The organism is Synechococcus sp. H70.1, from assembly GCF_047502705.1.
In the GTDB taxonomy this organism is placed as follows: domain Bacteria; phylum Cyanobacteriota; class Cyanobacteriia; order Thermostichales; family Thermostichaceae; genus Thermostichus.
Genome location: NZ_JANSIV010000019.1, coordinates 1 through 11,333 on the forward strand (window position 1 = coordinate 1; position 11,333 = coordinate 11,333).

Here is an 11,333-nt window from a genome sequence, read left to right on the forward strand (position 1 = left end):
GCCCCTCGTCGCGGCTCCCAGAGCTGGGAAGTACTGCTAGAGTTTAAGCCGGAAGGGGCAGAAAAATTTGCCCAGCTCACTCGAGAGTTGGCGGGCACAGGGCGCCCGCTTGGCATTTTTCTCGACGACGTGCTGATTAGCGCCCCCATCGTGGGGCCAGAGTTTGCCCGCACTGGCATTACTGGCGGAACGGCAGTGATCACTGGCAACTTCACGGTGGAAACTGCTACTGACTTGGCAATCAAGCTCAAGGCGGGGGCGCTGCCGGTTCCCATTCGCGTCATTGAAAACCGCACGGTGGGGGCCACGCTGGGGGAAGAGAGCGTGCGTCGCAGCCTCTATGCCGGCATTGGCGGCCTGGTGCTGGTGCTGGTGTTTATGGTGGCCTACTATCGCCTGCCGGGGCTTGTTGCCGATCTTGCTCTTCTCATCTACGCCCTCTGTACGTTTGCTCTGTTCCAACTGCTGGGGGTGACCATGACCCTACCGGGGATCGCCGGCTTTATCCTCAGCATCGGCATGGCGGTGGATGCCAACGTGCTGATCTTCGAGCGCATCAAGGAGGAGCTGCGGGCGGGCAAATCCCTCTACAAGTCCATCTCGGAAGGGTTTAATCGTGCCTTCAGCAGCATCCTCGACAGCAACGTCACCACCCTTTTGGTCTGTGGTGTACTTTTCTGGCTGGGGATGGGGCTGGTGAAAGGCTTTGCCGTCACCTTGGCCATTGGCATTTTGGTGAGCTTTTTCACGGCCCTCACCTGTACCCGCACCCTGCTTTTGGCGGCAATGGCGATCCCCAGCCTGCGCAAGCCAGAGCTCTACGGCGTTCGCATGGAGGCAGCTCAATCATGACGGCGCAAGAGTTATCCCCCCCCGATCCGGCGGGGGGCTCCCGGCGGTTGCTCGACTACCGCTTCGACATTGTCGGGCGCAGCAAGCTCTGGTTTACCCTTTCCTTGGCGGTGTTGCTGGTGGGGCTGGTCAGCATGGCCTTTTCTCTGGCCTCTCTAGGGACACCGCTGCGGCTGGGGCTGGACTTTGCCGGCGGCACCTTGTTGGATCTGCGTTTTGAGCGGCCTGTCACCACTGACGAGCTGCGGCGGGCGCTGCAGGAACACAACCTGGGCAGCAGCATCATCCAACTGGACACCCAGACCGGCCAGGAAGCCCTAATCCGCATGCCCCCTTTGACCGAGCAGGAGCGCCTAGCGGTAGAGGAGACGCTGCGGCAGCAGGTAGGCCCTTTTGAGCGCAACCTAGTAGAGACGGTGGGCCCGACGGTGGGGCGTTTACTCTTGCGTTCCGGCCTCGTGGCCGTGCTCATCTCCTTTGGGCTCATTGTGGTGTATCTGGCCCTGCGCTTCCAGTGGGATTACGCGGTGTTTGCCATTGTGGCCTTGCTGCACGATGTGGTGCTGACAACAGGTCTGTTTGCCCTTTTGGGCCTAACGGTGGGCATGGAGGTGGACAGCCTGTTTGTGGTGGCGCTGTTAACCATCATTGGTTTTTCCGTCAACGACACGGTGGTTATCTACGACCGCATCCGGGAAAATCTGCGTCTGGTCAGCCGCAAGGTCAGCTTTGCCGAGGTGGTGAACCTGTCGTTGAACCAGACTTTTGCCCGCTCTTTGAACACCACCCTGACCACGATGCTGCCCCTGGTGGCCATTGCCATTTTTGGGGGAGCCACCCTGAAGGGGTTTGCCATCGCTTTGCTCATCGGCTTCAGCTTGGGGGTTTATTCCAGCATCTTCATCGCCAGCCCTCTGCTGGTGTGGTGGCGGCAGCGGCGCTATGGCGGAAAAGGGGATCCCGATTCACTCCCTTCCGGCGCACAGGGGTAGGGCGGCGGCAACTGCCTACCAGTGCAGCCGCTGTCCATGGGCAACCAGGTAGCGCTGCAAGTCGGCCATCTTGCCCTGCGGCACGATCTGAGCCGGGATCAAGCCGGGATCCTGGCTGTGCAACCAGGCTACGATGAGCCCCGCTGCCGAGCCGATGGTCCACTCGCCGTAATGGGTGCGGGTGGCGGCGTTGACGATGTGGCTGACGGCGATCCCTTTGCCGCCGATGAGCAGGTTATCCACTTTCTGGGGGATGAGGGCCTCGAGGGGGATGACGATGGGGCGGACGGAAAACTCGTTGACAGGCGCCGAGCTGGCTGACAGGGAAGGCTCCCAGTTGCGGTAGCGGCAGCCGTGGATATCGATGGCGTAGTGAGTCACCCCCACTGCCGTGGGGCTGAAATCCCGCCCCCCCAAGGCACCAACGCGAATATCCTGCTCCAGCATCTGGAATTCCGCCTGGCCGTAGGCAGCTCGCCCCAGGATGCGCCGCCCCTCCCGGATGTAGGGGTAGAGGCTGAGGCCGGAGCGGGTGCCCAGCAAAGAGTCCTCGGCAAACACCAACGAGAGGGGATAGCCGGCGCGGGACTGAGTTTCCATCAGCCACTCGGCAAAGAGCAGGGCGTGGTTTTCTCCATCCTTGAGGGCGGAGACGTCCAGCCCCCCCAGCCAGTTGTGGCGCTGCCCTGAGGCCACCAGCTGTTCTTCTGTCAAGATTAGGGGGGGGTTCATGATCCCCCAGTCGTTGCCGCGGTTCCAGTTCACCAGGGTTAGATCCCCGGGAACCGGGGTGCCGTAAAAGGGATCTGTGCGACCTTTGCTGACAATGCGGCGGTAGTTGAAAAAGCTCTGGCCGCTGAAGGTGGGAAACCCCTCCAGGTCAAACTGGCGGCGGTGTTCGGCACGGGAGTAGCCTGGCTGCAGCTGGGCCAGCTCAGCGCGGGAGCGGCCCCCATCGTCGTGGATGGCCAGCACGAAGGGAAAGGTAAAGGCCTGGGTACATTCGGGGTTGCTGGCCGGCGGGGCATTGGGCTCCCCAGTAAGATCTCGCCCTTCTGAGCCCAGCCGGTAGGGGATGCCGGCCCAGCCTACTACCTCACCGGTGTCGGTGGCGTCGATAACAAACAGGTGGCGGCCCGGTGGCGCCTGCAGCCGTAGCACCCGTTTGGCAAACACTTCCGTTTCCTGCCAGCTATACCAGCTCACCAATTCCCGCCACAGCCGCCCTGGGGGCACAAAGTTGGGATCCCGCGGCTGCCGCCGCACAGCGTAGATGCTCTCAATGCGGGAGCCGTCAGCGCTGAAGGTGGCCCCCTTAAAAGCAGTCTGGGTGGCCCAGCGACTGTTGGGGGCGCTGCGGGCAGCCTGTTGCAGCCAGGTTTCCACCGCCTGCAGACCCGCCTGGGGCGGAAAACACAGCTCCCCTACCCAGCAACTGTTGATCTCGGATACGCGAGTTCCGGGGGGCACCCCTGTCCAGGCAGGCAGATGCACCGGCTGGCTTGCGATTAGGGCTTTGAACTCCAGCCAGTGGCGGGAAAAATTGCCCCGCTGCCGCATGAGGAGGGACTCGTCGAGGGCCGATACCCCCTGGGAGGTGATCTGCCCCCCTAGCCAGGGGGTGAGCTCGATGAGGCAGGTTTGCACACCCCCCCGCATGGCCTGACTGGCTGCCGCCACGCCCCCCAAGGATCCGCCTACTACCACCAGCTCGCACTCCCAGATCTCGTCCGGCGGCGGCAGGGGATCCAGCAGCGGCCAGCCGTGGGCGGTAAAGCGGGGCACTTCCGGCTCTGGGGCGGCAACGGGAGATCCCCCTTCCGGCTGGGAGAGGGCGGCAAACCCTGCCCCGGCCACAAAGCTCAGCAGCGACAGGAGCCCCAGCCCCAGGGCTCGTCTGCGGCTAAGTCTCGGCTGTGCTGCCAGGATCCCTCTGCTGGCTGTGCTCACCTAACCCCCACCCCCCACGCTGCGCCAACAACTGCCTAGACAGCGATCCCAAGCCCAGGAGAAATCCTCTGTGAGAATACTCGACAAAGCTGCCCCTAGATCCAGACCGGGCAAGCCACAAGGCATAATGGGCTAGCAACTTGTTGCCAACAGGGATCCACAACACCATGGGACGGGCAAAGAAAGTGGTTTTGGCCTACTCCGGCGGCGTTGACACCTCCGTCTGCATTCCTTACCTCAAACACGAGTGGGGGGTGGAATCGGTGGTAACCCTGGCGGTGGATCTGGGGCAAGGAGCAGAGCTGGAGGCCATCCAGGCCAAGGCCCTTAGGGCAGGGGCAGAGCAATCCCTGGTGCGGGAGGCTGTCCAGACCCTGATTACCGACTACGCCTTCCCGGCCCTCCAAGCCAACGCCCTCTACGAACAGCGCTACCCTCTCTCCACTGCCTTGGCTCGACCCCTAATTGCCAAGCTGCTGGTGGAGGTGGCAGAAGAAGTGGGTGCCGACGCCGTAGCCCACGGCTGCACTGGCAAAGGCAACGACCAAGTGCGCTTCGATCTAGCCATTGCTGCCCTAAACCCTAGGCTAAAGGTGCTGGCCCCAGCGCGTGAGTGGGGCATGACCCGCGAGGAGACCATTGCCTATGGCGAGCGCTACGGGATCCCCCTGCCAGTGCAGAAGTCCAGCCCCTACAGCATTGACTTCAACATCCTCGGCCGCAGCGTCGAAGCCGGGATCCTGGAAGACGCCGACCAAGAGCCGCCGGAGGAAGTCTACGCCCTCACCCGGCCCATTGCCCAGACACCCGATGAGCCTGCCTATGTGGAGATTGAGTTTGAGCAAGGGATCCCTGTGGGATTGGATGGGCAACGCCTCAGCCCCAGAGCTCTCTTTGAGCAGCTCAACGCCTTGGCCGGCAGCCACGGGGTGGGCCGCATCGATATGATTGAGGACCGGCTGGTTGGGATCAAGTCGCGGGAGATCTACGAGTGCCCCGCTCTAAGTGTGCTGATTCCAGCCCACCGCGAGCTGGAAAGCCTCACCCTTACCCGTGAGGTCCTCCAGTACAAGTACGGCATCGAGACCACCTATAGCCAGTTGGTCTACAACGGCCTTTGGTATTCGCCGCTGCGGGAGGCCCTCGACGCCTTCGTTCGCACCACCCAAAAGAGCGTTACCGGTGTGGTGCGGATGCGGCTGCACAAGGGCCAAGCAGTTTGCGTGGGCCGCCGTTCTCCCTACTCTCTTTACAACCCAGAGCTGGCTACCTACGGGGAAGGGGATCAATTCGACCACCGCGCCGCCGAAGGCTTCATCTACATTTGGGGCTTGCCCACCCGTGTCTGGGCCCAGGTTCAGGGTGCTACGGCCCGCTTCCGCGAAGGGAGATAGGATCCTGGCTTGGCGCCGCAGGCCTTGGGCTCTCCTCAACCCAAGCCCTCTAGTTGCTCTTGCCTAGGGTCGACGGAAGTTGTTGACATCCAGGGCCGGCCATTCCACTCGTTCCACCTGGGGCCGAAAGCCCAGCCAAGGAGTGGCCAACTGGGCAAAGCGCTCCGGATCCCCGCTGACGTAGAAGCGGTGGGGTTCGTCTGGGGGGGCCGTTGGGGGGCGGCGCAGGCCCCAGAGGCTGAGTTCGCGGGCCAGGGAGCGCACCAGGGCCACCCCGGGATCCACACGCTTGACTGAAGGGGGCAGCAGAGACCTCAGCAGGGGATCGAGGAGGGGATAGTGGGTGCAGCCATAGACAAGGGTGTCGATCCCCTGCCGCAGGAGCGGCTGCAGGTAGCGTTTGGCGGCCTGCTGCAGCTCGGGGCTGTCTAACTGACCCGCTTCGATGAGGGGGACGAACGCCGGGCAGGCCTGCTCCCAGCACTGGACAGGCTGGGGAAAGCGCCTTGGATCCAGGGCGCTGTACTCCTGGATGGCTTTGGAGTAGGCGCGGCTTTTAACTGTAGCCGCCGTGGCAATGACCCCAATACGGGATCCCTGGGCCAAGGCCGCCTGGGCACCGGGCAGGATGAGGCCAAGGATGGGCAGGGCAAACTCCTGCTGCACTTGCTCCAAAGCCAGCGCCGAGCTGGTGTTGCAGGCCATCACCACCACTTTCACGGGCTGTGCCTGCAGCCAGTGCAGGATCTGGCGCACAAAGGTCAAGATCTCCTCGGGGGAGCGATCCCCATAGGGCAGCCGCGCTGTATCCGCAAAGTAAACAAGGTGCTCCTGGGGCAACTGCCGGCGCAGGGCCCGCCAGACGGTGAGCCCCCCCAGGCCGCTGTCAAACACCCCAATTGGCCAACTGGGATCTGGCTCTGCTCCCCACCCCCAACGCATGCTCCTTCCTCCCTCAGCACCTTGGCCTAAGCTGCTGTATCCTACCCTGCCTTAGGACAGGCGGCATCCTCTAGCGGTTGCGCAAGAAGGTCTCGAGGCCCTCGGCAATGGCCCGCGCCAAGATGGCCTGATACTCGGGAGTAGCCAACCTACGCCCTTCGGTTGGGTTGGTTACATACCCCAGCTCTAGCAGCACTGAGGGCATGCCCACGGGCGTTTCTCGCACCACAAAAAAGCGGGCCCGCCTCACTCCCCGGTCGGCGGCACCGGTGGCCCTCACCAGGCTGCGGTGCAGGATCCGGGCCAGCTCAGCGCTGTCGGGCCGCAGGTAGTAGGTCTCGATGCCGTGAACACTGGAGCGCTCCAGAGCATTGGCATGGATACTCACCAGGAGAGTGGCATTGGCCTGCACGGCCCTATCCACCCGCGGCTGCAGCAACACCTCGCGGTCGTCGGTGCGGGTCATCACCACCGTATACCCCCGCTCCTGCAACAATTGTCGAACCTGGTGGGAAACGGAGAGCACGATGTCTTTTTCCTGGATCCCATCTACCCCGATGGCGCCGGGATCCCGTCCGCCGTGTCCCGGATCGATGGCAATGACCGTCCGGCCCAGGGGGGGAGGAGGGGAAGCTTGGGCAGGCGCTGGCGGCTGAGGGCTGGGCAGCGGAGCCTTCAGAGGCCGCAGCTCCAGGGTGATGCGTCGGGATCCCTGGCCAGGGTTGGGCTCAAAGACATTGAACTCCTCGGCAGGCTGTACCAGAATGCTGACCGTGCGAGCGTCCTCTTGGACAAAGCGGATCCGCTGCACCGGTCCCCCAATGGGCAAGCCGGGATCCGGCAAGGACGGAGGCAGGCGTGCTGGGGCCACGTTGATGCGGTAGCCGCCGCTTTCAGGATCCCAGCCGGCCCGGTAGAACATGAACCCATCGGCGCTAATGATGAGCTGATTCCCCCGCAGCTCCACCGAGCGTAAGGTAGCCAGCGGTTCTTGGGCCTCGGTTGGGCTGACATCAGGCAGAAGGCTGGCCTGGGCAGCACCCCCGGCGGGCTGGATCCAGATTCCTCCCTGCTGCGGGTCGTAGCGGGCCTCCCAATCGCCACTGGAAGGATCCACATCCAACACCACGCGGGCAATGGTGGGCTCAAATTGCCCCACCCGCAGCCGCAAAACCCCCAGGCGGTTGACGGTATAGAGCCGCTGGGTAAGGGCAGGGCTGAGGGTGGTGTTGAGAAAATCCACCACCACCCGATCCGGATCGAGGATGCGCCGCACCGTGGTGGGGGGACTGCCTTGGGTGCGGATAAAGAAGCCCTCCGCGTGGGGAGAGATGGCCAAGATCTGATGGCTGGCAGGGGATGGGGCAGGAGGAGAGGGCAGGCTGGCTTCGGGGCGAGCGGGCGACGCTGTTGACAGAGGCAGGGACGTGGGCTCCTGGGGAGCAGGGGGTGAGGGAGGGAGAGGCAGGGATTGCTCGGGCTGGAGGAACTGGACAGCCCAGCGGGAAGGGCCGGCGGTGAGCAGTTGCAGTTGGCCAAGACTAAGGGGTTGATCCGGCTGCAGGTGCAGCACAAAGCGAGTGATGGTTGGGGTGAGCTGTTTGATCTCCACAGAGGTAACCCGTCCTGGAAAGTTCTGGGTTTGGGGCTCTTGCCCAAAAAGGGTGTTGGGAAAATCCAGCACTACCCTAGGAGGGTTTTGCAGCACAAACAAAAAAGGCCGCACCTCTCCCTCAGTGTTAACCTCTAGCCACCCCCGCTGGGGGTCGTAGTGCCAACGGTCAATGCGAGACAGACCGGGAACAGGGGTCGGCTGCGCTTGAACAGGCAAGGGGGAAAACAAACCTGCTGCGGCTAAACCCAACAGCAGCGTCGCTCCCCACAGGGCGCTCTGCCTAGACGGTTTGGGATCCCGTCTTATCCCCCCCTTGTCCAAGCCAGGCATGATCCTCCACTCACTCCGCCTACCTGCTGCCCTCAACTATACCAACCTCCCCCTGGGACGACCTGAGAGGGAGCGCAATTTTTGTCCGGCAGCCCCGTGAAGAATAGAAGAATAATGGTGCTGCCGCCGTGCTCTAGGAGGTAACTGGCAATGCCCGCCTCCCCTGATCCCCTCGCCCTGGCCCGCGCTGGGGACAGCCAAGCAATTGTGCGAGTTGTTCGGCTGGAGCTGCTGCGACGGGGCTGGCCTGCGCAAGTACATTTTGCTGACAACACCCTGCACATCCACCTGCTGGGATCCCTGCCCCAAGGCCTCTCGCCGCCAGGGGTTGCGGCTCAACTGTTTTTAATGGTGAAGCAACTGCGGATTCCGCGCCTCGAGCAATTGGAGATCCGCGCTTTCCGCGGCTCCCAGTTGCTTTGGCAGCGCAGCCTGCGCCTAGGCTCCCAGCCGCGTTGGGATCGCTTTTCTTTTGATAGCTGGACAGTCAACCTCTGGGCCTATCCGGCTGCAGTGGTGGTGGCCCTGCTGGTAAACAACATTGCTCTACTGCAGGTGCTACATCTCCCTTGGCACATTTGGATTCACGAGCTGGGCCATGCCACAATTGCCTGGTGGAGTGGGCATCGCGCTTTGCCCTTACCGTTTGGCTGGACCAGCATCAGTTCCGAGAAGGATCCCTTTGTGTACTTTGGGATCCTCTTTTTATTGGCTTTGCTCTTCAAGTCGGCTCGCGAGGAGCAGATCCAATGGCTGCAGCCATTGGCTATTGTTCTTGCTCTGCTGCAGTTTTATATGACCTGGCTCATGCCCAATCGCACCAAAGAAATGCTCATTACCTTTGGCAGTGTAGGCGGTGAGTTTTACATCAGTACCTTCTTAATAGCCTGCTTTTATCTTCGCTTGCCAGACCGCTGGCGGTGGGACTTTTGGCGATTCGTCGTTTTGGGAGTTGCAGCCAGCAGCCTCTGGAGAAGCTTTTGGCAATGGCACAGCATTCAAAAAGGGCTAGCTCCAATTCCGTGGGGAACTCTGCTGGGTGGCCAAGGAGATGCCGCTGGGGATATGAACCGCTTAGTTTATGAATTTGGCTGGAGCCAAAGCCAAATTGTCCAAACTTACAAAGGGCTGGGAAATGGGTGTGTTTTGTTTCTATTGGGCCTGTATGCCCTGTTTGGATTGCGCACAAATCCTGAGATGTGGTTCTCTCTCCAGGCAAGGCTGATGCTTTGGGTTGGAGCCCTTTCCGGATTGCGCCAGCGCCGCTAAGCAGGATCTTCCCCTCTCTGCAGACGGCAGAACCCCATTGACTTCTCCTGGTAGGATCCCCCCTGCGACTGCCGCTTGGCAATATCGCCCATGCTAAGGCTTATGCCGCGCTCTGCCAACACTTCAACGGGATCTGGTCGTCCCTCCCCGAGCAGCCACGGCATGTCCCACCGCGTGGTTGCAACCGAGACCCTCCTACCCTCTCTTTGCGAGGGTGTCTCTCCAAGTACAGGGCGGGGCTTATCCGCCCCCAGTAGCTTAGTTTGAGCCGGACAGGCAACCACGATCCCCCTTGCCTACCGGCTCTCTTCAACAGGCCTCTGCCTTCAGGTTGCCGCAAGGGAAGGGGTTAGCTATGGACACGTGGCTCAGGGTGAAGGGTGGAGAGGATCTCAGCTTCCACCTGCAGCAGGGTGTCCAGCCGCTCCTGCACTTGCTCAGCGGGGAACTGCTCCAGCGCCAGCTCGAGGTACAGCTGCCAGTGCCGCTCTTCAGCCGCTGCCAGCCACAGGTAAAACTGGCGCAGTTCGGGATCGAGGAGGTGAATTCCCAGCAGGCCCAAGCGTTCGTGGCTGCGAGCCTCGATGATGGCGGCCACCAACAGCGTATCCAGAAGATGCTCTGGCTCACGGCGGCGCAAGTGTTGGTTGAGGCGGCTAGCGTAGGGAGCAGCCGACAGGGGCCTAAAGGGGATCCCCAGCCGCTGCAAATGGCGGTGGACTCGCTCAAAATGCTGCAGCTCCTCCCGCGCCAGTGGCGAAAGGGCTTCCACCAGCCGCCCGTTGGCTGGGTAGCGAAAGAGGAGACTGAGGGCGTTACCCGCCGCTTTTTTCTCGCAGTTGGCGTGGTCCAACAAAATAAGGTCAAGGTGATGGGTGGCCTGCTCAATCCAGGCCTCAGAAGTGGGGGAAGCCAGTTGGAGGGTAACCACAGGCTCAAGAAAAGCAAAAAAGGTTTTGGCAAGAACGGTCCCCTTGGAACAGGGGAAGAGGGACAACAGGATCTTAGCGCTGCCCCTCTCCCCTGGAAGACCTAGACAACTCTAGACAAGGCTGGAGCTTGTCCAAGGGCTCAATGGCTCAGGGCCAGGGCTTTCCCCGCCACGGTTGCCGCCATCTCCTGCAGGAGCTCCTCTGTCTCCTCCCAGCCAATGCAGCCGTCAGTAATGGAGACACCGTACTGGAGCGGCACTCCCTTCTGCCAAGTTTGCTTGCCCGGCTTGAGGTTGCTCTCCAGCATCAGTCCCATCAAGGCCCGCTGCCCTTCTTGGTACTGCCGCAGCACTGCTCGACAGACGGCTCCCTGCTGGCGGTAGTCTTTGTGGGAGTTGTCGTGGGAGCAGTCCACCATCACTGAGCGCGGGATCCCTTGATCCTTCATCAGCAGGGCCGCCCGCGCCACATCCTCCGGCCCATAGTTGGTCTTGCCACCACCTCCCCGCAACACGATGTGGCGGTCAGGGTTGCCGGTGGTTTTTACCAAAGCCGTCCTGCCGTCTTGGCCAATGCCCAGGAAGCTGTGGGGGTGGCTAGCGGACAGGATGGCGTTGAGGGCAATCTCCAGCCGTCCGTCGGTGCCATTTTTGAAGCCCACGGGCATAGAGAGGCCACTGGCCATTTCCCGGTGGGTCTGGCTTTCAATGGTTCTAGCGCCGATGGCTGCCCAGCTCACCAGATCTGCGGTGTATTGAGGGGTTACCGGATCCAACATCTCCGTGGCGCAGGGCAAGCCCAGCTCGTTGATCTGCAGCAGGATGGAACGGGCCAGTTGCAAGCCGGTGGCGATATCACAGGAGCCATCCAGGTGGGGATCGTTAATCAGCCCCTTCCAGCCCACTGTGGTGCGCGGCTTCTCAAAATAGGTGCGCATCACAATCACTAAGTGCTCGCGGGTTCGGTCGGCTACCCGCTTAAGGCGATGGGCGTACTCCAGGGCCGCTTCGGGATCGTGGATGGAACAGGGGCCGACAATCACCACCAAGCGATGGAG

General features: G+C 62.0%; 10 protein-coding genes. 4 read left to right on the forward strand and 6 right to left on the reverse strand.

The window, feature by feature from the left end; translation table 11 throughout:
* Positions 1-852: protein translocase subunit SecD (gene secD / locus NW827_RS01460; protein WP_414503254.1), on the forward strand; the 852-nt coding region annotated here is incomplete at its 5' end.
* On the forward strand, positions 849-1,844 hold the full coding sequence (gene secF, locus NW827_RS01465) for a protein translocase subunit SecF (protein WP_414403277.1): 996 nt from the start codon (positions 849-851) through the stop codon (positions 1,842-1,844). The genes secD and secF, both read left to right, overlap by 4 nt.
* A 15-nt stretch (positions 1,845-1,859) precedes the next feature.
* On the opposite strand, the gene NW827_RS01470 is transcribed toward secF, so the two are convergent.
* Entirely contained in the window at positions 1,860-3,794 is a 1,935-nt protein-coding gene (locus tag NW827_RS01470) for an FAD-dependent oxidoreductase (protein ID WP_414403278.1), read from the reverse strand.
* A 167-nt stretch (positions 3,795-3,961) separates the two neighbouring features.
* On the opposite strand from NW827_RS01470, the gene NW827_RS01475 reads away from it, so the two are divergent.
* A complete protein-coding gene (locus NW827_RS01475) occupies positions 3,962-5,188 on the forward strand; it encodes an argininosuccinate synthase (protein ID WP_414359211.1) in 1,227 nt (408 codons plus the stop codon).
* Positions 5,189-5,251: 63 nt separating this feature from the next.
* Here NW827_RS01475 and murI read toward each other — a convergent pair whose 3' ends face one another.
* Complete coding sequence (murI, locus tag NW827_RS01480) at positions 5,252-6,130, reverse strand: glutamate racemase (protein WP_414403279.1); 879 nt, start codon at positions 6,128-6,130, stop codon at positions 5,252-5,254.
* Positions 6,131-6,200: 70 nt separating this feature from the next.
* Complete coding sequence (locus NW827_RS01485; protein WP_414403280.1) at positions 6,201-7,973, reverse strand: N-acetylmuramoyl-L-alanine amidase; 1,773 nt, start codon at positions 7,971-7,973, stop codon at positions 6,201-6,203.
* 252 nt (positions 7,974-8,225) lie between these two features.
* On the opposite strand from NW827_RS01485, the gene NW827_RS01490 reads away from it, so the two are divergent.
* On the forward strand, positions 8,226-9,344 hold the full coding sequence (locus NW827_RS01490; RefSeq protein ID WP_414503255.1) for a hypothetical protein: 1,119 nt from the start codon (positions 8,226-8,228) through the stop codon (positions 9,342-9,344).
* Here NW827_RS01490 and NW827_RS01495 read toward each other — a convergent pair.
* The 3 genes from NW827_RS01495 to NW827_RS01505 all read right to left on the reverse strand — a co-directional run.
* Entirely contained in the window at positions 9,341-9,508 is a 168-nt protein-coding gene (locus NW827_RS01495) for a hypothetical protein (RefSeq protein ID WP_414359204.1), read from the reverse strand. The genes NW827_RS01490 and NW827_RS01495 overlap by 4 nt on opposite strands.
* Before the next feature lie 185 nt (positions 9,509-9,693).
* Positions 9,694-10,275 (reverse strand): tRNA-(ms[2]io[6]A)-hydroxylase, encoded by a 582-nt coding sequence (locus tag NW827_RS01500; protein WP_414403283.1) that lies wholly within the window; start codon positions 10,273-10,275, stop codon positions 9,694-9,696.
* A gap of 140 nt (positions 10,276-10,415) precedes the next feature.
* The coding region (locus NW827_RS01505) for a 3-deoxy-7-phosphoheptulonate synthase (protein WP_414503256.1) at positions 10,416-11,333 on the reverse strand (918 nt) is incomplete at its 5' end.